This window comes from Yersinia sp. 2540 StPb PI, assembly GCF_052217165.1.
Taxonomy (GTDB): Bacteria; Pseudomonadota; Gammaproteobacteria; order Enterobacterales; family Enterobacteriaceae; genus Yersinia; species Yersinia enterocolitica_E.
On record NZ_JAZGQC010000001.1, the window covers coordinates 895,547 to 917,240 of the forward strand.

Genomic DNA, 21,694 nt, shown 5'->3' on the forward strand with positions numbered 1-21,694 from the left:
CATGGCAGTACGGTTTAAACTCCGCCTGTTAAATGGTGAACTTAATGGGCGTGAGCTGATGTTACCTGAGGGGGAGTTTACACTAGGGGGTCAGCAGTGCGACGTATTATTACCCTTACCTCAGGGGCAAATATTGACCCTGAGAATAAGTGATGAGCACATAACTTTGCAGACATCTGGGGATGTCTGGGTTAAGGGGGCGCGGCATGATTTACAGCAGAAACTCCCACTCGGACAGGCGATTGAAACCGGGGGATTAATCTTGGTTGTTGGCGAGGTGGGCGATATTTTAAGTGAAATTCATTATATCCCTCGCGCTCGGCCACGCTTATTACTCTGCTTATCTGTACTGGTATTTATCCTATTGTTACTGCTATCGGTAGTTATATTCTGGTTTATACAGCAGCCAAAAGCGCTACTAGCTTATCTTCCTCCTGATATTCCAACACAACTCTCAGAGCAGTTAAAGCAACCCGCTTTACAGGGGATAAAAGAAAACTGGTTATTAGATGGCAGTGTTGTTTTGAGTGGTCACTGTAGCTCATCACCCGCAGTGATTAAGTTGCAGAATTTCCTGGTTCTTAACCGTATTGTCTTTCGTAATCAATTAGTCTGTGATGACCATCTGCTCAGTAGCGTCAAGGATGTATTACACCAGTATGGCTATCAGGATATAGAGGTCGACACGGGGAAACATCCAGGGCATATCACAATCCATGGTGCTATTGAAATGGGGGGGCAATGGTTAAAAGTTCAGGAAACACTGGCGACAGTGGCGGGGTTAAAGGGCTGGGTGGTTATTAATAGCCATGATGGGAAAATTGCACAATTAGTTGAGCGCTTAAGGGAACTGGGGTTATTAGGTTATCTCAGCATGGCGCCAAGTAATAAGGAAATCATTATCAGCGGTATATTGTCGCTCAGCCAACAACAACAACTGATGGAGATGTTGACAGCATTGGCCCGGCAACAACCGGACTTTCTGGCGGTGAGGTATCAGAATATCCCCACGTCAGATCAAACCGCTCAGCTTCTTCCTGCTGCAATAGTCAGCTATGGCGGAAATAAACTTTCAGGATTCGTGCAATTAGCTAATGGATTACGCTTACAGCAAGGGACGGTACTGGCGAATGGCTATAAAGTTATTTTTATTGGGGAGCAAGGTATATCATTACTAAAATCTAACAATTTAATCCATATACCCATGAATTTTTAAGGATTAGGGGATGAATGAATGTCGCACATTACTGAACTGGAAGACGCTATTAAATATGACGCGAAAAAAATCCAACAGAAGAGGACGTTGCTGGCAAATGGGAAGTTATTAATTTCCCAACAATTGTCTCTACAGCAAACACCTGATAATTATAAAGCGCTTAACAATATGATGCTGGCCCTAAGTAGTGCGGAGAAAATAATAGCAACGCTGTCAACACGCTATGGAAATTAAAAAATCACCATGCCATTTTATGAAAAATATGGAATTAATATAAAAGACAGATGCTGCTTAGTGAGATAAAGTAATATTATATATTAATGCATAAGGAAATACAATATGAATGATAATGATTCTATTCAGAGCGTGTTAGGGGACCTACACAGTCGGTATAGTAAATTACTGTCTGATGTAGGAAAGTTGAAGGGCTTCCAGCAACAAATCGAATTACTGAAAGAAAAAGCCAAAAATGACAGTAAAGCAAGAGAGACGTTAATTCGCTTGAATGAAGCTTTTCCGAATGGTTTAAATCAAGAAAAAGCACAATTGATGGTATCTATTGCAAACATGAAAGTACAGTTTAAACAAATGGAGACGCAGCTCAGAAATATAAGTTCAGGTGAGGGAATGTAGTTAATCTCGTCCTGAAATATCATTGTTATCTTGAGGTAAGGAGTATTTCTATGGTCGCGAACACTGACGTAAATAAATTAGATAACTCTTATTTGGATGCTGACAAATATTTCAATAATGAATTTGATTTTTCCGTTTTGGAAAATAAATTTAAGAATCTTCACAACGACATTAATAATGTTCGCAATAATCTAGGCGAGCATGCTGATATCTATAGTATGGGGTTGAGTGCCTTTTATGAATACCTGGACGTACTTGAATCACTTGCCAGAAGTGCCTATGAGGCTATGCACGCCCGATCAGAATATGCCAATAATATACAGGATAACGCTAATCAGGTTGATTCCGTAATTGCCAAAGCGGCTGTAGGGGATGATAAAAAAACTGAGCCGCTACCCGATTCGGTTATCGAGTTTATGCGGGAGCATGGCATCAAAGTTGATAAGATGAGTATTGACGAGTATTTAAAGAAGAATGGGCCAGAACTGGATAAAGGACAATTACAGGCAGTAAAAGCGGCATTAGATAATGAAAAGACCCGCGCGTCAGATACTATGACTCAAGAGCAATTGCAGTTACAGAAGTTTATGCAAAGTTATAACGTTAATGTTAATAACATCAGTACATTGCAGACAAGTTTAAAAGATTTATTGACGACGATTGCCCGCAATCTTTGTTAACCAAGTTATGGCCGCAAGGATGATTCGATATGAATATTGAACCTACTGATCAACTTATTAATTTTATGCGGCGCGGTGGTTCTCTGCGTATGTTGGCAAATATGTCGGAGCAAGACTTGACGTTAATATATGAATATAGCGTACAACTTTGTCACGGCGGAGAATATGACGGCGCAAAAAAACTGTTAAATATATTGATTCGTTTCGACCATTGGAATTTTGCTTATTGGTTAACATTAGGTTCGTGTTATCAGCAAACCGGGGATTGCCATCAGGCGATTTATTGCTTCAGCCGCGCGGGGCAAATTCAGGTCGATGATCCTCGTCCATCTTGTTTCGCTGGGGAATGTTATTCCGCTTGCGGCAATGCTATTTATGCTGAAAAAGCATTCCGTGCCGCATTGAACTGGTGCCATGCTCACCCTGAGCAGGCTCAAGTCCGCCAGCAAGCCGAACGGGGACTGGCTGCATTATTACTGGAGGTGAGACATGTCTAATAGTATCGCATTTAATGCCGACACTCAGACTGATTGGGCACTGGCAGCCGCAGGTAAAAGCACACCTTTGGCAGCGGCGAAAATACCAGACAGGTGGGCAATTTCCGGGTTGTCACCCTCGGCGGATATGAATATGACGTCACCCAAGGTGACGCAGCAAAAAGCCCAGGCCGCCTTGGATCGCCTGTTGGTCGCCTTACCCCGTTCCGGCGCCAAAGCAGGGGACAGTGGCCGGATTTCCCTTGATCAACTGGGCAGCATAGATATGCAGCTCATCCTCTCGATGGCTGGCAACCTGAGCCTGGTTTTTTTTTCTGATTCCTGTAAGTCAATCCGCCAGCAGATGGAGCGGGCAACGGATGTGCAGACTTTTTTACGCGATAAACGGGTTAATGAGTATCAGCAACAGATAGATAAATCGGTTCAGCAAGCGGATAAAGCTCACAAAGCCGGTATTTTCAACACGGTGTTTGATTGGGCCATCGGCTTAGCCGAGATAGTTTACGGTGCGATTAAGATCTCTGCCGGGGTGCTAACCGGGGATCCGGTGGCAATGGCTTCCGGGGTCGCATATTTGGCGGCAGGGACTGCCGGTTTGGTTAAGGCCGCCGCTGAAACGGCGATGCTGGCAGGAGCCTCAAAAGAGAAATGTCAGGAAATTATTGATGTCGCAGGTAAAGTTCAACTCGGTTGTGAATGCTTTGCTATGGCAATCGACCTGTTTCAAGCCGCTCGCGCGATTAATGCCGCTCGAGCGGTGACCAAAGGGGCGGGTGATGTGTTAAAAGCGGGCGGGGCTGATGCGTTGACCGAAGCGATGAAGAATCTAAGTCACCAAGAAGTGCAACAGTTAACTGAACAGTTCGCCAAGAATACCTGTAAGCAGATAACTGAAACGGAAATGACCTTGATGCGCAATATCACTAACTCTTTTACCCACGCTGGTGTTGAAAAACTGGTAGGCGATGTGACGAAAAATCTGGTTCAAACCGCGATTAAGAAAGGCACTACACTCACTGCAGAACAATTTACTCGCCAATGTACCAAGGAAATTATGAAGAAGATGGTTAAGCAAATAATAAAAGATATCTGCCTCTCACCTTTACAGATAATGCAAAAAGTTACTCAAGGGTTAGTGCAGATTAATAGTGGCCAGTTGGCGATTAAAAACGGAGAGCTGCAAAAAGAAATTGAAAAATTGATGCTTGATCAGGACTTCTCACAGTTTATGGATCAATGGGTTGAACGGAATAAACAGCAGCAAAGTAAACAACTCAAAGATATCTCTCAGAGCGCACAAGATACATTGGAGAAATTAAGCGATAACATCCATCAAAACGGCATGCTACAAACGAGAGTGGCAGGTTCATTAATATAATGAGGTTATAATGAATACACCTATCAGCCAGGAAATAAAAGTAAACGACAAAGCCCTACAGACTGTCGATGATGGAGGGGAATTAGATAATAGTACTGGCAATATCATTAGTGAAATCTCCGACATTATTTCCAAAATGTATGAGTTAGTTAAAAAAATGCGTGATTCACTGAGTACTTATGGTGGGAAACAATTCGAGCTTCTGTTTAATATCAAAGCTGCTGCCATGAAAAGTCAGCGTGAAGCGATCGATAAAACAGCCTCCGCAGCCATCTCTAACGGAGTTTGCTCCATTCTGTCCGGTGTAATTAGCGCCGCCAGTGCCGGAGCAGGCGACCGGTGGGGCGGTATCGGCGCGCCTATTGGTGGTGTTGCTGGGCAATTCATTACCGGTAGTGGGAAACTGGCCGAGGGTGATATATCCCGTCAGGCGGAAACCTTGCGCATGCAGAGCAATCTGCAAAGTTTTAGCTCTGATAGTTACTCAAAAAATAGCAATGAAATACAGAATAAACTAGGAGAGGTAAGACAAGAATTCAAGGACTTTAGCAATACCTTGACTAACCTAATAAACAATATTTCCATGGCTGTGAAATTATGATATATGAAATTTAACTCTCAGCACATTGAGCAATACTTACTCAGCAAAGGCTGTGTGACTCAAACAGCCTTTTTCGAAAATAGCACTATCAAATTAGGGAGTGAGTTTTTATTTGATAAGTACCGGGTGATCTACCGTATTGAACAGCGTGAATTAATTATTTGTTCTTTGGAGGTTTCCACTGAAAAAAACACACCGGGGAATTTTTTAGCATTATTTAATTTCCTGCTCCATTTAGGTGAGGAAATTACTGATATATCGATAGTCAGAATGCTGATTATTAATAATATCGCTAATCAGCCTTTGTGGTTGATCCGCAGTAGACTTATTCGAATATTAATAGCCAAGGGTGCATTCAGTAAGAATATCGATGGTAATGATTGGCTACTATTTGATGTCAGTACGGATAAATAAAACAAAGGAGGTCCAATGGACGATTTTTCTGCCGATGATTTCCAGTCCCTGTGTGTAAAGATAAATAGTGTATTGAAAGAACAGAATATTATTCAGCACCCAATGAGTGATTTTAAGCGGCAACCTGATCCGCAGGAAGTAGAAACGCGCTATACACGGGGTTATCAGGCCTGGCTGGCAGATGACTATACTGCCGCGATCAGTGATTTTTCTTGGCTTACAGTCTGTTGCCCCTTAGTGCCACGGTTTCATTTGGCTTTGGCCGCCGCTCTGCAAATGCAGCAAGAATATGCTCTGGCGCTGAGTGCTTATGCCGCTGCGCTATTACTGGATGCAAATGATCCTGAACCGGTATACCAAATGGCTGTTTGTTTACGTGCGCTGGATAAAGGCGCTGATGCCAGAGAGGCATTACAAACCGCCATTGAAATGAGCTATCTGAATCCTGAGTATGCGTCTACAGCAACGAAAGCCAATCGATTATTGAGTGAAATATAGATGAAATAACACGAATATTATGACTAAAATTTAAAAGGGGATAGCGATGGATAGAATAGACAATATTAAGTGTGTTAATAATTCATCTGAGCCGAGTGCGGTAGTTAAATCGAGTGTCGAGGAGAGACCCTCTATTCCCACCCCTGCAGAAATAGCAAATGACTTTCTGAGCAAAGATGTTCCAAATGCTAATTGTGCGATAAATAAAATTCTCGATACTCAAGAAGATATTGTTAGTAAAAATAACGATATCAAAGTTAAGTTAGCCAAAAAACAGTTTTTCATCAATGTGGTTGAGTTGGCGGTTTCTCTGGCTTCATTTGCTGTCAGTGTTGGAATGAGTATTTGCAGTGGCGGGGCGGCGACCCCGGTTGCCATCGTTACTGGGTTGAACTTAATGTTATCACTGTCTAACCTGGCATGCGGTTACCATAACTGGAATTGTGCCAGTAAAAATAAAGAGGGGTTCGCCATGGGCAGTGATGCCATTCAGCAAGCTGCCTTTATGCTCGCTAAATCCTGTGGTGCTTCATCCGATAATTGCAAAAAAATCGCGCGCTACACATCGTACTTTATTCGTGTTGGTATCGTGGCCTCTTTAGCAGGTATAGGGTTACTAACGCACCCGGTCGTTACCAACAGTTTATGTTTACTTGCTAAAAACTATAATCCAATAGTGGCCTCTATAACCAGTATTATTACTGCCGGTGCGCTAGGGGTGTGGATAAGTAATGATAATGATCAGCGAAAAGAAATAGCGGGTGTTTTAAGGAGTAATGAGCAGGAAGTAAATGCAATAATAGAAAGAAATATGGGCAAGCTGGAGGTATATAAAAGTCTAGGTTTAATCGAGAATGGGAAACTAACAAGTTTCGCTTAGGGTGAATGCCGGATAGTCTCTTTAGTGTTATTTGTTAACCTTGTATAAGGTTAATTACTCTCTAAGGGATATGATGAAATCAATACAGTTTATTTTATTTCGGCAAGAGGGAACATTACGTAGCAACGGAGAGTGTTATACGGTACCTGCGGGCAGTTTAGTTGTTACCCACGAGTTGGCTACGGTATCTTCTTTCTCGCAAAGTACTTTTATTTCAATATTGTGTCATTCGATAGATCTTTTACCTATATATCAAAACTTAGCCAGTAAAATGGTGCAGTCGAATAAATTTCGCTTGCCTCATAAAATATCTGATTGCTACAAAATATTGCCAGCAAATAAAGATGTTATTCACGCAACTGAACAGTTAATTGATATTGAGCGCTCAGCATCATTACGCTTTCTTTACCTGTATTGTTTAGGTCTGGATTCAGTTTATTTCTCCAGATTGTTGGAATCAATTGTGGGTACCAATAATGAGTTACTGGAGTTTTTTGAACAAAATCGCCTTAATCCCTGGACGGTATCGCGCTATGCCGATGAATTAGGTATTTCCACCCGTAAATTGAATTTTCTGTTTTATGAAAAATTCGGCATGTCTGCGAAGCAGTGGTTACTGGATCAACGTTTGAAAAAGGGCTGTGAATTGTTGTTATCTACACGGCTGCGTGTGGCAGATATTGCCATGGAATGTGGTTTTAGCAATCACGCGCATTTCTCTGATAGCTTCCGTCGCCGTTTTCAGCAGTGCCCATCGCATATGCGGTCACTTATGGAATAGGAGGTTTGATGGATATAAACGCATTAATGAACGAAATGACGAATAGTATTCATAAGATAAGTCAGGACTTTCAAAACCAGATGGCTGCCGGTAATCCCTCTGATCCTGAACATATGCTCAAGATGCAATTTGCCATGCAGCAGTATTCGTCTTACATCAACTTTAGCAGTGCGCTGATGAAGAATATTAAAGATATGACCAGTGGGATTATTGCCAAAATATGATCTTACTTTCAGCACAATGCCGCCAGTTGGTGGTTGAAGCCGCCTTGGCCGGGGTGAATCACAGCCTACAGGCAGAAGCCCAAAATATTCTTAATGTGTTACCCCAACTGATACCGGATCCACAAGTTCGCTTGGTCTGTGAGGCAATGCTGTTATTCGGACTTAATGACAGAGTGGCAGCACTGGCGTTACTGGCAACATCCAAATCCGAAGATGCGCAGGCCATGTTGGCGTTGCTACAACAAGGGATCTCTGCTGCTGACCCAACGTCATTGGCGTTGCCGATAACAACGCGGCAGCCCCAGGTACTAAAGGCATAACACCGCAACGGTATACAATTGCTTATCAACAAGGAGATCATCAGATGGAAATTGATGCCATTCAGGCTGCTTCAATGTTGAATACCCCCCTTCAGCCAGCGGCCGGTGAGCCGCAACAAATCGCCAAATTTACGCAGTTAATGCAACAGGTGGAACCTGACACGGCAATGATGTCGCCGACCCAATTATTGGACGTTCAGTCGCAATGGATGCACGCCACATTAGCAGTAGATTTAACGGCTAAAGTGGCCGGTGTTCTCGGGCAGAACATCAATAAACTGGTCAATATGCAATGAAACGCCTGCGGCGTGCGATAGCGCTCTTGCTGGTGGTGGTCTCCCTTTCAGGCTGTGGTATGGAGCTATATAGCGGGCTTTCTGAGGGGGAGGCCAACCAGATGCTGGCGTTGCTGATGTTGCACCAGATTAAAGCCGAAAAGCAGTCCGAGAAAGGCGGGACGGTAAGGCTGAGTGTCGATAAAAGTCAGTTTATTAATGCAGTGGAACTGCTACGACAACATGGTTTTCCGCGTCAGAAATTTACGACAGTGGATACGTTGTTTCCGTCGAACCAGCTCATGACATCACCTGGCCAAGAGCAGGCCAAGATGGTCTATTTGAAAGAACAGCAGTTGGAAAGCATGTTGAGCCATATGGATGGGGTGATTCATGCTGATGTGACCATTGCCATGCCAGCGCCGACCGACGGGAAAAGCAGTGTTCCCCACGCCGCCTCAGTGTTTATCAAGTATTCCCCCGAGGTCAATTTACAAAGCTATCAGCCACAAATTAAAAATCTGATCCGCGATGGTATCCCCGGTATCGATTACTCACAGATTAGTGTGGTGATGCAGCCTGCCAATTATCGGTTTATCGCCGCTGAGCCACACCAGCACGCTGAGGCACAACTGAGCTTGCAATGGCTATTACGCCACGCCGGTGCGATACAGATAGCGTTAGGGCTACTGTTGGTGCTGCTGGCTGGGTTGTCAACGGTGTGCTTATTACGCTATTTGCGCCGATAAATCGCTAATGGAAGGGGAAAAGGGATGATATTACCGTTAACCGCTGATATCCGGCATTTGCATCAGTTAGCCTGGCGACCCGCACAGTTTGCCCATCCTCTATGGTTGGCGGCGATGGGGATTAACACAGAGAACTACTGTTATGGCCGCAGTAACGCGCTGGACAGAGTGTTGAATAATGCGCTAATTCGGCAACGAAAATTCCCACAGCAAACCCTGCCTGCGGTGCTGAGCAAGCCGCAGCGAGAGCGAATGGCAAGCTATCCGCGCTTATCTGCCCACTGTCTGGCGCTGGGGTTGGTTCATTTACAATGTGGTGATTATTTGCGCCTACGGCGTTATCGCGAGAGGCTTTCGCCGCTGTTGGATGAAGCTGATATTCAACAACTCATTGGTATGGGATATCAGGGTCACCTGCCTGCCAGCTTAAGCCCACAGCATCTGCCCACGGTTGCCTTACGTCTGGGGCATAGCCTGGCACATCAGGTACGCCACGATGATGTGGTTTGGCGTGCCACCTCTATCTCATTACCCCCTCAGCCCCGTGCATTATCTCTGTCCCAGGCATTCTCTTTTTCGGTTGACGGTTGGTTAACCCGACTGGAGCGTTTGCTGTGAACCCTTTTCATCTCAGGATAGAGAAATTTGATTATTCGCTGCCAGCGGGGCGAGTCATTGCGGCGGTTCAGTTACAGGAAATGGCGCAGAGCCGCGATATTTTGTCTGCTGCCCGGGTGCAGGCAGCCGAGATTGTGCAAGCAGCGCAGGATGAGAGCCGCGTGTTGTTGGCGCAAGCACAGCAACAAGCAGACATGCTGATGGTTCAAGCGCGGAGTCAAATAGAAGCTGAGGTGTTGGCGCAACATGTTGGCTGGCTAGTGGCGGCGGAGCAATTGGAGGCATCCTTGATTACACAAGCCCGTCAGCAGATTCTGGCAGCGATTGCGTCGGTGGTAACTGCCTGGGCCGGTCAGCAATCTGTGGAACAGATTTTGATTCATCGGCTGGGGGCGCAAGTGGAGAAAATGGCGCACGATGAAATGTTGGTTTTACAGGTTCACCCGCAGCATCTGCCTGCCGTGGTCTCTGCTCTGGGTGAACGGGTGCAGTGTGTGGGGGATGAGAGCATGCCTGAAGATACCGCCCGCTTAGGTTCGCCAATGCTGCAAGTCAGCCTTTCTCTGCGTAGCCATTTGGCGCAACTTATCCTTTGGCTACAGGAGCCAGCTCATGATTAGTGCCAATAATGTGTCAGAGACCTTGGCAGTTCACGGCTCTGACCAACATGTGGGGAAGGCTCATGGCGAAGTAACCCCCGCACACTCAGTCATGGAACTGGCCAGCATTGAATTATCTGAAGTGAGACAAACCGCGCTGGAAGAGACGATGGAAGAGATCGGGCTGAGTCTCGGCTCCCGTTTGAAAGATCAAAAATCCATTGAGGCTGAGGAGCGTAATCTGCGCCGCCAACAGCTATTGGTGAAGTTGATAACTCAGCTCTCCGGTAGCAACGATATGCTGTTTTCACAGAACATTCCGCTTGATGTGGATCTTGTTTCACTTGCCAATAAGCTTCGACAGGGTGAGCTATCGGCAGGGCAGCAAGTGTTACTGTTGGCCGCCATGCTGGCACACAGCAAAAATAATCCATTACGCCGCCGCAGCTTATCGCAATTACTTGGCCCGCTACTTGAGCGTGAAGGCTGGGAGGTTGAGCTATTTGGTCTGTTGGAGCTGGGTACGGAGGGCAGCCGCTCGCTGGGAGCGGTCAAACAGTTGTTTCAGCAAAGTATTCATCAAAGTGAATTGTCGCTGGCGGAGTGGTTTACCCGGGTGAGTCGTTGGCCACAGCGCCAACAACGTGTTCGGGTACTCATGCGTGCCGTCGCGTTTGATTTGTCCTGTCGGCCGTTCGCTCAATACGGTGAGCGTTTGTCCGCGACACTCCACCAGTTGCGCCGTTTGCTGATGTTTCTCGGGTTGGAAGACCATTGCAGCCAGGTGGGGAATGTCTGTGGCGTGGCAGGAGATATGATTCTGAACGAGGTACTGGCAGTGGTGGGACAACCCTGGTTATTCAGTAGCTGGTTGCAGCCACGAATTGAAGCGATTATTGGTTCGGATGCCAAAGCACAGCGCGGATTCATTCGTCGGTTTTATGAGTTGTTTAAATTGATGCCAGTGGATTGTTTCAATGATCAGGAACAACAAGCACAAATTTTAGCCACCTTGCTGGAGATATGACTTTTCGTTTCAGGCGAACCCCTGATGGTTGATAAGGCATTGGCTGCTTATTCTTTTCATTGTTTATTCTCGTCATTTTTCAACTTGCAGGTGTGCTGGCTGCGCTCACGACCCGGCCACAACCGATTTGTCTCTTGCTTGCCGCCGGTCTGAATTTTGAAATCTATTATGTATAGCGAAAAGTTGCATCAAAAGGACACTGGTTATGGAGATGGATTTAGTTGTTACCCGTAACCTTCAAATGTTTATCCGCATGGCGGAATTGCCCTGCTCGGCAATCACCTCTCGCATGCAGTGGCAGATAGAAAAACGGATTATTTTCCTTGAGTGGCGAGCATCAAGGTTACTGCTCACTTGCGGTTTACAACAACGGCACTACAACCATGATGATCTGCTGCGGCTCCAGCAATGCTGGCGGCTTGAGCGATTTAATGGCGTGCCACAGCGTATCTACTTACTGAAAATGGGTATTATGGTCAGTTGCTCCCCGCCGGCATTGTCCGATGCTGAGTTTTGGTATCAGCTCTACCGGCAGCAGTGTGCCTTGCTGTGCCGCCTGCCGGGAGCATGTCCATGAGGCAATCGGCGTTGATACGTGGCTTGCTGATGATAACTGCGCGGCAGGATATTTTTCTGGCGATCATGCTGTTGGTAGCGATCTTTATGATGATCCTGCCTCTGCCAACCGTGTTGGTAGATCTGCTGATTGCGATCAATCTGGCTTTCTCAGTCATCCTGCTAATGATCTCGATTTACCTGCGCGATCCACTCGAATTCTCGGTTTTCCCGTCGTTATTGCTGATTACCACGCTCTATCGCTTGGCGCTGACTATCAGTACTACGCGCTTAGTGCTGCTCCAGCATGATGCCGGTGAAATTGTCGAGGCATTCGGTCAGTTTGTGGTTGGCGGTAATCTGGCTGTGGGGTTGATCATTTTTACTATTATCACCGTGGTCCAGTTTATCGTGATTACCAAAGGCTCAGAGCGAGTGGCAGAGGTCAGCGCCCGTTTCTCGCTTGATGGCATGCCCGGTAAGCAAATGAGTATTGATGGTGATATGCGGGCGGGCGTGATTGATGCGGCCGAGGCCGGACGGCTAAGGGATAGAGTACAAAAAGAGAGCCGGTTGTTTGGGGCGATGGACGGCGCGATGAAGTTCGTTAAAGGCGATGCTATTGCCGGGATTATTGTCATTCTGGTGAATATTATTGGCGGCATCACCATCGGTGTGCTGCAACATAATATGTCGGCGGAACAGGCGATGATCACCTATGCGGTGCTCTCGGTTGGCGATGGGCTATGTGCCCAAATCCCATCGTTACTTATCTCCATTACCGCTGGGATTATTGTGACCCGCGTTCCTGGCGGCGATAAGCAGAGTTTGGCTAAAGATCTGGCGGTACAAGTGGGGCGTCAGCCAGATGCTTTATGGTTAGCCGCCGCCATCCTGACTGTTTTTGCTTTGTTACCCGGTTTTCCATTCCTGATCTTTATCATACTGGCGGCGCTGGTGGCCGCGCCGGCCTTTTTACTCTATCGCAAGAATCAGTCAATACGGCACAGAGGTACGGTAACGGGGGCTGGTGACAGTGGCTTATCTGCGGACCATGCAATGACACCAGGAGCGGTACCCTTGATGTTGCATTGCGCGCCTAACCTGGATTATCCCGAGTTGGCCCGAGATATTGATAGCTTGCGCTGGCGCTGGTTTGAGCATCTTGGCGTGCCATTGCCGGAGGTGGAGATCCGCAGTGATCCTACCTTAATTGAGAACAGCTTATCGATCCGGGTCTATCAGGAGCAAGTGCTGGAACTGACATTACCATCAGATGAGTTGCTACTGACTCAGCCCAGTGCCCAGCTAGAGACGCGCAGCCAAAGGTTAGGCAGCAGAATGGGCACTTTTGAGTGGTTAGCCGCAGAGCAGGGCAGCCATGCCAGCATCCTGGGCATCCCATATGTACAAGGGCATAAACGTATTATCTCTTGCCTGACACGGGTATTCGAGCGACATACAGCCGAATTTATTGGTGTGCAGGAAACCCGTTATCTGATGGATGCGATGGAAGGGCGCTACGGGGAATTAGTGAAAGAACTACAGCGCCAGATGCCGCTGGGCAAAGTTGCAGAGATACTGCAACGGCTAGTGGAGGAGGATGTATCGATCCGGGATTTGCGCACCATTTTCGGCGCGCTGGTGGTCTGGGCACCGAAAGAGAAAGACAGTGTCATGTTAACCGAGTACGTGCGCATCGCCTTACGCCGCCATGTGTGTCGCCGGTTCAGTAAAAACAGCGTCTGGTTACCGGTATTGCGGCTGGGAGAGGGGGCTGAGAACTTGATTCGTGAATCCATTCGCCAAACCTCTGCGGGTGCTTACTCGGCGTTAGCCGATAAACACTCACGTTTGATCCTCGACAAGATAAAAGCCGCTGTTGCACAAAACAGTGATGTTGTCCTGCTGACCGCCATCGATGTACGGCGTTTTCTGCGCAAAATAGTTGAGCGGGATATTTTCACGCTGCCGGTACTTTCCTGGCAGGAATTGGGTGATGAGATGAATATCAAGGTGGCCGGCACTATTGAGTTGATTGGTGATGAACTTGATGAAGCTGCCTGATAGTCCAACACTAAGTGCTCAGTTGCATCAGCAATTGCGCTTATCGTCTCTGCCGCCGGATGGTATGGCCTATCGCGGGCCAATATTGGATGTTGGCCCAACCCTATTACGCGCCAATCTGCCCGGTGTGGCGTTGGGGGAGTTATGCCGTATTGCGTCACCGGACATGCTGGCCGAAGTGGTCGCTATTGAACAACAGACCGCGTTGCTATCGCCATTCGCCTCTTCAGCCGGTTTGCGCAGCGGTCAGTGGGTGTCACCACTTGGGCATACCCACCGTGTCAAGGTGGGGCCATCACTGGTTGGGCGAGTTTTGGATGGTTTGGGTGTCGCCATGGATGGCGGTCCTCCGGTTATCGGGCATTGGCGTGAGTTGGATTGCCAACCCCCGGAGCCACTAACCCGCCAGCCGATTCGGCAAATACTGACCACCGGGATCCGGGCCATTGATGGCGTATTGAGCTGCGGTGAGGGGCAGCGAGTCGGTATTTTTGCGGCGGCAGGGGTCGGGAAAAGTAGCTTGCTGAGTATGCTCTGTGCGGGCAGCAATGCGGATGTCATGGTGTTGGCGTTAATTGGTGAACGTGGCCGTGAAGTGCGGGAGTTTCTTGACCAGGTGCTCACCCCTGAAACCCGTGCTCGCACCGTAGTGGTAGTCGCAACCTCTGATCGTCCGGCTCTGGAGCGGCTGAAGGGTATTTATACTGCTACTACCGTGGCCGAATACTTCCGTGAGCGCGGGTTGAAAGTGTTGTTAATGGTGGATTCGCTAACCCGCTATGCCAGAGCGGCCCGAGAAATAGGGCTGGCGGCCGGGGAACTGCCTGCGGCGGGCAGCTTCCCTCCCAGCGTCTTTGCGGCATTACCCCGCTTATTGGAGCGGGCCGGTAACAGTGAATGCGGCAGTATCACCGCTTTTTACACCGTACTGGTGGAAGGGGACGATATGAATGAGCCGGTGGCAGATGAGGTACGTTCGCTGTTGGATGGGCACATTGTGCTATCCCGCCGACTGGCCGGTGCCGGGCACTATCCGGCTATCGATATCGCTGCCAGTGTCAGCCGTATCATGCCGCAAATCGTCACGGTAGAACATCTGGCGCTGGCACAGAAACTGCGCCAAATACAAGCCTGCTATCAAGAGATCGAACTGTTGGTTCGCGTGGGTGAATATCAGGCGGGGCAAGACCCGCAGGCTGATAACGCACTGCAACGTTACCCGAAGGTCTGCGCCTTTTTGCAACAGGAGAACGTCTTATCGTGCCATCCCGACGCCGTCAGCCTCAACCACACCTTGGAACTACTCGGCCAAATAATCAATTGAACCACTCCGCGCTGGATATCTTGCAGCGCTTGCTCTGTTTACGGCAACGCAAAGAGCGCCGGTTACGCCAACAACTGTTCCGTTGGCAGCAAGAACAGCAGCAGCAGGAACTGCAATTGATACAGTGCCGTCGCGAACGCCATCAGTTATGTCAGCAGTTACAACAGCTTGCGCAATGGCGCGGTAGGCTGCTCCCCGCACAAGCGGAGCAGCAGAGAGTTTTACAACATCAGATGTATCAGGCGGAGCGGCAGCAGCAAAAGCAAATTAGCGCGTTGCACGCTCTGGGGCTGCAACAACAGGACGCTATTGCAGCACAACAGGCGCTGATACGGAGTAATCAGCGTGAACAGGAAAAATTACGGATGTTAATAAAAGATGAGTCGAATCGATATTGAAGGTGCATTACCTCTGCTCAGTGAGCATTATTTGGGCGGGGATTCGCAGCCGCGGGTCGCTAATGAGAGACAAAAACAGCAATTTGCCCGTTATCTCTCTCCGCGTGTTCTTCCCATGGCGGAGATGGCCGATGCAATTACCACGGTGAGAGACCGTGGCTTGATATCCACTGATTACTGCATTGCCAGTGGGCCGTTGCGTGGGACAAGGGTCAGTGTCAGCCTGGCTGTTCAGGGGTTAAATATTGTGCTCAGTCACACCAATGGTGAATTGGTTGAACGTTTGCAACGTATACAGTCGCGCTGGCAACGGCAACTGCACTTGTTAGGCTTCCCCTGCTGGTTGGAGGTCATCCATGTTCGAGAGTCTGACGGCTGAATTACGCCAACTCAGCGCCGTGATTGGCCATGGACGGCATTCGGCTGGGGTGTCTGCAACCTTCATCAAAGCTGGGGGAGAGGGGGTTTATCTGCCACTGCAATTTAATGGGCAGGAATGTGGTTTGTGGTTATCGCAGTCATGTTGGCAGCACTGGCTGGCCTATGCGCTGGCAACGGATGATGCTCCTCTTCTGGCGGCAGAATTGGTGAATGCAATGGCGCATTGGGCCGTCAGTCCACTGCTTGCGTCACTACCCGAGTTGGTCCTTCATGACATTACTCCTCAGGCGATGACACTGCTAACGCAGTGGGCGGTGGGGCTGACTTTCGAACTGGAAGGGCAGCAACTCAGTGTCGTGCTGTGTAACTGGCCGCCGGCGGCATTGATAGAAAGGTTATCTCACTGGCAGAGTGAGGCGCTACCCGCGCAGCAAGATGCTGTCTGGCAAGCTGGCTTAGTGGTTGGTTGGAGTCATTTATCCTTACACCAGTTGCAACAAATCAGGCCTGGAGATGGGGTGCGGATACTGGCGGCCGCTGAACTGGAACAGCGGAATTGTTGGTTATGGCCGATGGCATCCGCGCAGATTTATATCAAATTAGAGGATGGAAACAAAATGACAATTCAACAGGTTAATGACGATATTGACCGGTTGCTGGCGCTGGATATTGCCACTGTGACCCCAGAGCCACCGGCGGTGGCGCTAGAGCAATTACCGCAGACACTCGTCATGGAAATAGGGCGGTTGACACTGCCGCTGCGTGATATCAAACAGTTAGCCGTCGGGCAAACACTGGACTGTAAAACTGCCTTCTACGGCGAAGTGAATATTCGTTTGCACGGGCAATCGGTCGGCAGTGGCAGCCTGTTGTGTTGTGATGAGCAGTTAATTGTGCGCATTGAGCAATGGTTTCTCACCGCTCGTCCTTGAGAATGCGCTGCTGTTGGGCTGAGGCACTGAGGTTATTCAGGTCATGACCTGATTCCGGCTAAGGCGGGCTGGGCAAATACTGTGGGTATTGTTTTTACTCAACAGGCCAGCCTTTTGCGGAACCGATTATGGAGTTACTGAATTCGTCCTCTCAATTGATTGTCCTGCTTTTTTTGCTGTCGGTGCTGCCACTGCTGATGGTGATGGGCACTTCATTCCTCAAACTATCGATAGTTTTTTCTTTGTTACGCAATGCGCTGGGTGTTCAGCAGGTGCCTCCTAATATCGCTATTTATGGACTGGCCTTGGTGTTAACCATTTTCATCATGGCACCGGTTGGCTTAGATGTGCATGCCCGACTGCAAGATGAGCCGCTCCCCAACGACATTGGCGCTTTGCTACAGCAAATTGATGAGCATGCTCTGGCGCCATACCGCGATTTTTTACAACGTAATACCGATACAGAACAAGTCACTTTTTTTAACGATATCGTCCAAACCAAATGGCCCGAACGCTATCGCAATAGTGTAAAACCCAATTCACTGCTGATATTAATGCCCGCATTTACGCTAACCCAACTGACTGAAGCATTCAAAATCGGGTTGTTGCTCTATTTGCCGTTTGTGGCGATCGACTTAATTGTGTCCAATATTCTGTTGGCCATGGGCATGATGATGGTGTCACCCATTACCATTTCACTCCCATTCAAGTTATTGATTTTTATTCTTATTGATGGATGGGGATTACTACTGGGTCAGTTGGTGGGGTCGTATTTATGACTCTCGACCGAGGGATGTATCAATGAGTAATGCCATTGTTGTTCATCTGGCGACCCAACTGTTATGGATAGTGTTACTGCTCTCGATGCCGGTGGTGGTGGTGGCCTCCGTGGTCGGGCTAATTGTCAGTTTGTTGCAGGCACTCACCCAAATCCAGGATCAGACATTACAATTTTTGATTAAATTACTGGCGGTGTCAGCCACGTTATTGATTACCTACCATTGGATGGGGTCGACACTGCTGAATTATACCCAGCAGACTTTTCTGCAAATCACCAGTATGCGGTCCTGAGATGCCAGACTCTCTGTACTGGCTTGAGGCGCTGGGGTTGGCGATGATGCGCCCTTACGGCATGTTGCTGATATTACCCCTGTTTACTGCGCGCAGTCTGGGCAGTAGCTTATTGCGTAACGGCCTGGTTTTTGCCATAGCTTTGCCGGTCACGCCACTGTTTTTCTCCCTGCCACTGATAACCCACGATAGCCTCATCGGTTGGTTTGGGGGGCTGTGTGTTGAGCTATTGATTGGGGTGATGATTGGCTTTGTCGCGGCGCTGCCTTTCTGGGCCATCGATATGGCGGGGTTCCTGATTGATACTCTGCGTGGTGCCACCATGTCCACTTTGTTTAACCCCAGTATGGGCATGGAATCCTCTATTTTTGGTGTGTTGTTTACGCAAATATTAACCGTACTGTTTTTATTATCTGGCGGTTTCAATCTGGTGTTGGCAGCACTCTATGGCTCCTATGAGATTCTGCCTGCTGGCAGTGGTATTCGCCCCTCATCAGCGATGCTGCACTTTCTACAAAGTGAGTGGCTACTGATGCAGGAACTCTGTCTGAGCTTTGCGTTACCCGCGATGCTGGTGATGGTATTAGCTGATTTATCTTTAGGATTAATCAATCGCTCGGCACAACAACTGAATGTTTTCTTTCTGGCGATGCCGATTAAAAGCGCATTGGCTCTGCTTTTGTTACTGATTAGCCTGCCTTATGCCCTACATCACTATCTGGTGGGGATTAACCAGACCGAACAGAAGATAAACACACTTATCCCGTTGATCAATGGGGCTGCCGATGGGGGGTGAGAGCAGTGAAAAGAACGAAAAACCTACCGCGAAACGCCTGAAGGAAGCTCGGGAGAAAGGGCAGGTAATTAAAAGTGTTGAGATAACCTCCGGCGCCCAGTTAGTGGTGCTGGTGGTTTACTTTCTCCTGACCGGCTACACGTTGGTCGATCAGGCCGTCGCGCTTATCCGTAGTTCAATCAGCCAATTACAACAACCGTTGACCATGGCACTGGCCCGCATTGGTGCGGAGTGCATGGCAGTACTTATTCATATTATGGGGATATTAGGCGGTGCGCTGATTTTAGTCACCATTCTTGCCGGTATCGCGCAGGTCGGGCCGTTATTGGCAACCAAAGCGGTAGAGTTTAAAGGCGAACACATCAATCCAATCAATAATGCCAAACAATTATTCTCACTGCGCAGTGTGTTCGAGTTAATCAAATCTTTATTGAAAGTAGGGGTGCTCACGCTGATTTTCGGCTATTTATTGCTGCACTATGCGGTTTCTTTTGGTTATCTGGCTTACTGCGGAAGTCGCTGTGCGATCCCCGTCTTTGCTACATTAATGAGCTGGCTACTGGGTGCTCTGGTTGCCTGTTATGTGGTTTTCTCTTTGATGGATTATGCCTTTCAACGCTATAACATCATGAAACAACTCAAAATGTCTCTGGAAGAAATCAAGCGGGAACATAAAGACAGCAACGGAGACCCACATATCAAACAGAAACGCCGGCAGTTACAGCATGAAGTGCAAAGTGGCAGTTTCGCAAAAAACGTCAGACGCTCTACCGCAGTGGTCCGTAATCCCACCCATTTTGCAGTTTGCCTGTTTTATCACGCTGATGATGCACCCTTGCCCGTGGTGATTGAAAAGGGTCATGGCGAACAGGCCGCGCTGATCATTGCATTAGCAGAGGAGCAGGGTATCCCGGTGGTGGAAAATATTGCGCTGGCACGGGCATTACACCGCGATGTGGCCTGTGGCGATACCATACCAGAGCAATTCTTCGAGCCGGTGGCGGCTATCCTGCGCTTGGCATTGGCATTGGATTACCAGTTAGCGGGTGAAGATGGCTGATCGTGGATGTTTCCTGCCTCTCCGGCACTGTTACTGACGTAACCTTTGATTAACATCTAACTTACGTCACAACATACTTCATTGAATGGATAATTGGCTTATTATATCTAGGTCTATTTTATCGTCGCCGCGAATAGTCTTGATATCGCAAGTGACAGTATCTATTTGGAGGTGTCAGTGTGAGCTGGCAAGCATTTAAATCTCAATATCTGGTGCGCTTTTGGGCGCCACTACCGGCGGTCATTGCTGCTGGTATCTTATCGACTTATTACTTCGGCTTAACTGGCACCTTTTGGGCGGTGACTGGCGAGTTTACCCGCTGGGGAGGCCACCTCATGCAGTTGTTTGGCGCGCATCCGCAAGAGTGGGGTTACTTTAAAGTTATCGGATTGGAGGGGACGCCGTTAGATCGTATTGATGGCATGATGATTATCGGCATGTTTGCCGGATGTATCGCGGCGGCTCTGTGGGCTAACAACGTTAAGTTGCGCAAGCCTCAACACGGTATTCGCATCGCACAAGCGCTGGTTGGCGGCATTATTGCGGGTTTTGGTGCTCGTCTGGCGATGGGCTGCAATTTGGCAGCTTTCTTTACCGGGATTCCACAGTTTTCACTACATGCCTGGTTCTTTGCCCTTGCGACGGCGGCCGGCTCCTACTTTGGTGCCAAATTTACGCTGTTACCTCTGTTTCGCATCCCGGTAAAGTTACAAAAAGTGACGGCTGCATCGCCCTTGACGCAGCATCCGGCCCGCGCCGCACGCCGTTTTCGCCTTGGTATGGTGGTGTTTGTTCTGGCACTAAGCTGGTCGCTGATTGAGCTGTTCCGTCAGCCAAAACTGGGCATCGCCATGTTGTGCGGTATTGGTTTTGGCTTGCTGATTGAACGTGCGCAAATTTGTTTTACCTCTGCGTTCCGTGACTTGTGGATAACCGGGCGTACTCACATGGCAAAGGCCATTATTCTTGGGATGGCGGTCAGTGCGATTGGTATTTTCAGTTATGTCCAACTGGGGGTAGCACCTAAGATTTTGTGGGCCGGGCCGAACGCGGTGATTGGCGGTTTGCTGTTTGGTTTTGGTATCGTGCTGGCTGGAGGCTGTGAAACCGGCTGGATGTATCGCGCGGTCGAAGGGCAGATTCACTATTGGTGGGTGGGGCTGGGTAACATTATCGGCGCGACCATTTTGGCCTATTATTGGGATGATTTCGCCCCTGCTTTGGCGACCAATTATGACAAGGTGAACTTGTTGCAGACCTTCGGGCCAATAGGCGGATTGTTGGTGACTTACCTGATGTTAGCCATTGCCTTTGCTGCCATGCTGTGGTGGGAAAAACGTTTCTTCCGTAAACAGAAAGCGGCCACATCCGTTCTGGCTAAGGAGCTACTATGAGTCATTCCTCATCGACAACGACCGTCATCGTACCTGATTACCGCTTGGATATGGTGGGTGAACCGTGCCCATATCCCGCGGTGGCGACGCTAGAAGCCATGCCGCAACTGAAGCCGGGCGAAATTCTGGAAGTGATCAGCGACTGTCCGCAATCGATTAATAATATCCCATTGGATGCGCGAAACTACGGCTATACCGTGCTGGATATTCAGCAGGACGGCCCTACGATTCGTTATTTGATTCAGCGCTGAGATAAGTAAGTCTATGGCTCTGATTTTTCCTTTGGGATTAATGCCTTATCTGCTCAGTGGCTGGGGTGTAATCTG

30 protein-coding genes are annotated in these 21,694 nt (G+C 48.3%); all 30 read left to right on the plus strand.

Annotated elements, in window-relative coordinates; genetic code table 11:
• The first annotated feature begins 1 nt into the window (after window position 1).
• The 30 genes from sctD (at window position 2) to yedF (ending at window position 21,619) form a co-directional block, all read left to right on the plus strand.
• A complete protein-coding gene (gene sctD, locus V1956_RS04015) occupies window positions 2-1,216 on the plus strand; it encodes a type III secretion system inner membrane ring subunit SctD (protein WP_442824824.1) in 1,215 nt (404 codons plus the stop codon).
• 18 nt (window positions 1,217-1,234) lie between these two features.
• Window positions 1,235-1,450 (plus strand): EscE/YscE/SsaE family type III secretion system needle protein co-chaperone, encoded by a 216-nt coding sequence (locus V1956_RS04020; protein WP_420072139.1) that lies wholly within the window; start codon window positions 1,235-1,237, stop codon window positions 1,448-1,450.
• A gap of 105 nt (window positions 1,451-1,555) precedes the next feature.
• Entirely contained in the window at window positions 1,556-1,849 is a 294-nt protein-coding gene (locus V1956_RS04025; RefSeq protein WP_442824825.1) for a chromosome partitioning protein ParA, read from the plus strand.
• Between the two features lie 50 nt (window positions 1,850-1,899).
• Window positions 1,900-2,529, plus strand: a complete 630-nt coding sequence (locus tag V1956_RS04030; protein WP_420071009.1) for a chemotaxis protein — start codon at window positions 1,900-1,902, stop codon at window positions 2,527-2,529.
• Between the two features lie 29 nt (window positions 2,530-2,558).
• Window positions 2,559-3,026, plus strand: a complete 468-nt coding sequence (locus tag V1956_RS04035; protein ID WP_420071008.1) for a SycD/LcrH family type III secretion system chaperone — start codon at window positions 2,559-2,561, stop codon at window positions 3,024-3,026.
• Complete coding sequence (sctE, locus tag V1956_RS04040) at window positions 3,019-4,404, plus strand: type III secretion system translocon subunit SctE (RefSeq protein ID WP_442824826.1); 1,386 nt, start codon at window positions 3,019-3,021, stop codon at window positions 4,402-4,404. The genes V1956_RS04035 and sctE overlap by 8 nt, the downstream gene beginning before the upstream one ends.
• A 10-nt stretch (window positions 4,405-4,414) precedes the next feature.
• On the plus strand, window positions 4,415-5,005 hold the full coding sequence (locus tag V1956_RS04045) for a chemotaxis protein (protein ID WP_442824827.1): 591 nt from the start codon (window positions 4,415-4,417) through the stop codon (window positions 5,003-5,005).
• A gap of 3 nt (window positions 5,006-5,008) precedes the next feature.
• Window positions 5,009-5,419: a pathogenicity island 2 effector protein SseE gene (locus V1956_RS04050; RefSeq protein ID WP_372559989.1), complete on the plus strand. Its 411-nt coding sequence runs from the start codon at window positions 5,009-5,011 to the stop codon at window positions 5,417-5,419.
• A 15-nt stretch (window positions 5,420-5,434) separates the two neighbouring features.
• Window positions 5,435-5,917, plus strand: a complete 483-nt coding sequence (locus V1956_RS04055; RefSeq protein ID WP_420071005.1) for a SycD/LcrH family type III secretion system chaperone — start codon at window positions 5,435-5,437, stop codon at window positions 5,915-5,917.
• Window positions 5,918-5,963: 46 nt separating this feature from the next.
• Window positions 5,964-6,797, plus strand: coding sequence for a hypothetical protein (locus V1956_RS04060; RefSeq protein WP_442824828.1), 834 nt, complete (start codon window positions 5,964-5,966; stop codon window positions 6,795-6,797).
• Window positions 6,798-6,870: 73 nt separating this feature from the next.
• On the plus strand, window positions 6,871-7,578 hold the full coding sequence (locus V1956_RS04065; protein ID WP_372559986.1) for a helix-turn-helix transcriptional regulator: 708 nt from the start codon (window positions 6,871-6,873) through the stop codon (window positions 7,576-7,578).
• 8 nt (window positions 7,579-7,586) lie between these two features.
• Window positions 7,587-7,802 carry a type III secretion system needle filament subunit SctF gene (gene sctF / locus V1956_RS04070; RefSeq protein WP_372559985.1) on the plus strand — a complete coding sequence of 72 codons (216 nt, stop codon included), beginning with the start codon at window positions 7,587-7,589 and terminating at the stop codon, window positions 7,800-7,802.
• On the plus strand, window positions 7,799-8,122 hold the full coding sequence (locus V1956_RS04075) for an EscG/YscG/SsaH family type III secretion system needle protein co-chaperone (protein ID WP_442824829.1): 324 nt from the start codon (window positions 7,799-7,801) through the stop codon (window positions 8,120-8,122). Before sctF ends, V1956_RS04075 begins: the two co-directional genes overlap by 4 nt.
• A 44-nt stretch (window positions 8,123-8,166) precedes the next feature.
• Window positions 8,167-8,418, plus strand: a complete 252-nt coding sequence (gene sctI, locus V1956_RS04080) for a type III secretion system inner rod subunit SctI (protein ID WP_372559983.1) — start codon at window positions 8,167-8,169, stop codon at window positions 8,416-8,418.
• Window positions 8,415-9,146 (plus strand): EscJ/YscJ/HrcJ family type III secretion inner membrane ring protein SsaJ, encoded by a 732-nt coding sequence (gene ssaJ / locus V1956_RS04085; protein ID WP_442824830.1) that lies wholly within the window; start codon window positions 8,415-8,417, stop codon window positions 9,144-9,146. The genes sctI and ssaJ overlap by 4 nt, the downstream gene beginning before the upstream one ends.
• Window positions 9,147-9,170: 24 nt before the next feature.
• On the plus strand, window positions 9,171-9,764 hold the full coding sequence (locus V1956_RS04090; RefSeq protein WP_420074312.1) for a type III secretion system domain-containing protein: 594 nt from the start codon (window positions 9,171-9,173) through the stop codon (window positions 9,762-9,764).
• Window positions 9,761-10,384 carry a type III secretion system stator protein SctL gene (gene sctL, locus V1956_RS04095; protein WP_372559980.1) on the plus strand — a complete coding sequence of 208 codons (624 nt, stop codon included), beginning with the start codon at window positions 9,761-9,763 and terminating at the stop codon, window positions 10,382-10,384. The genes V1956_RS04090 and sctL overlap by 4 nt, the downstream gene beginning before the upstream one ends.
• Window positions 10,377-11,390, plus strand: a complete 1,014-nt coding sequence (locus V1956_RS04100) for a TyeA family type III secretion system gatekeeper subunit (RefSeq protein WP_420074313.1) — start codon at window positions 10,377-10,379, stop codon at window positions 11,388-11,390. The genes sctL and V1956_RS04100 overlap by 8 nt, the downstream gene beginning before the upstream one ends.
• Window positions 11,391-11,595: 205 nt before the next feature.
• Window positions 11,596-11,967 (plus strand): type III secretion system protein, encoded by a 372-nt coding sequence (locus V1956_RS04105; RefSeq protein WP_372559978.1) that lies wholly within the window; start codon window positions 11,596-11,598, stop codon window positions 11,965-11,967.
• Complete coding sequence (locus V1956_RS04110; RefSeq protein ID WP_372559977.1) at window positions 11,964-14,012, plus strand: EscV/YscV/HrcV family type III secretion system export apparatus protein; 2,049 nt, start codon at window positions 11,964-11,966, stop codon at window positions 14,010-14,012. Before V1956_RS04105 ends, V1956_RS04110 begins: the two co-directional genes overlap by 4 nt.
• Window positions 13,999-15,336, plus strand: a complete 1,338-nt coding sequence (locus tag V1956_RS04115) for an EscN/YscN/HrcN family type III secretion system ATPase (protein WP_442824831.1) — start codon at window positions 13,999-14,001, stop codon at window positions 15,334-15,336. Before V1956_RS04110 ends, V1956_RS04115 begins: the two co-directional genes overlap by 14 nt.
• Window positions 15,333-15,734 (plus strand): type III secretion protein, encoded by a 402-nt coding sequence (locus V1956_RS04120; protein WP_420070999.1) that lies wholly within the window; start codon window positions 15,333-15,335, stop codon window positions 15,732-15,734. Before V1956_RS04115 ends, V1956_RS04120 begins: the two co-directional genes overlap by 4 nt.
• Entirely contained in the window at window positions 15,715-16,113 is a 399-nt protein-coding gene (locus V1956_RS04125; RefSeq protein WP_420070998.1) for a hypothetical protein, read from the plus strand. Before V1956_RS04120 ends, V1956_RS04125 begins: the two co-directional genes overlap by 20 nt.
• Window positions 16,091-17,047, plus strand: a complete 957-nt coding sequence (locus V1956_RS04130) for a YscQ/HrcQ family type III secretion apparatus protein (RefSeq protein WP_442824832.1) — start codon at window positions 16,091-16,093, stop codon at window positions 17,045-17,047. The genes V1956_RS04125 and V1956_RS04130 overlap by 23 nt, the downstream gene beginning before the upstream one ends.
• 128 nt (window positions 17,048-17,175) lie before the next feature.
• Complete coding sequence (gene sctR, locus V1956_RS04135; RefSeq protein WP_372559973.1) at window positions 17,176-17,826, plus strand: type III secretion system export apparatus subunit SctR; 651 nt, start codon at window positions 17,176-17,178, stop codon at window positions 17,824-17,826.
• A gap of 22 nt (window positions 17,827-17,848) precedes the next feature.
• Window positions 17,849-18,118 (plus strand): EscS/YscS/HrcS family type III secretion system export apparatus protein, encoded by a 270-nt coding sequence (locus V1956_RS04140; RefSeq protein WP_050085721.1) that lies wholly within the window; start codon window positions 17,849-17,851, stop codon window positions 18,116-18,118.
• Between the two features lies 1 nt (window position 18,119).
• Window positions 18,120-18,914 carry a type III secretion system export apparatus subunit SctT gene (gene sctT, locus V1956_RS04145; RefSeq protein ID WP_372559972.1) on the plus strand — a complete coding sequence of 265 codons (795 nt, stop codon included), beginning with the start codon at window positions 18,120-18,122 and terminating at the stop codon, window positions 18,912-18,914.
• Window positions 18,904-19,974, plus strand: a complete 1,071-nt coding sequence (locus V1956_RS04150; RefSeq protein WP_420074317.1) for an EscU/YscU/HrcU family type III secretion system export apparatus switch protein — start codon at window positions 18,904-18,906, stop codon at window positions 19,972-19,974. Before sctT ends, V1956_RS04150 begins: the two co-directional genes overlap by 11 nt.
• A gap of 179 nt (window positions 19,975-20,153) precedes the next feature.
• Window positions 20,154-21,368: a selenium metabolism membrane protein YedE/FdhT gene (gene yedE / locus V1956_RS04155; protein WP_372559970.1), complete on the plus strand. Its 1,215-nt coding sequence runs from the start codon at window positions 20,154-20,156 to the stop codon at window positions 21,366-21,368.
• A complete protein-coding gene (gene yedF, locus V1956_RS04160; protein WP_083161077.1) occupies window positions 21,365-21,619 on the plus strand; it encodes a sulfurtransferase-like selenium metabolism protein YedF in 255 nt (84 codons plus the stop codon). The genes yedE and yedF overlap by 4 nt, the downstream gene beginning before the upstream one ends.
• The last annotated feature ends 75 nt before the right edge of the window (window positions 21,620-21,694 follow it).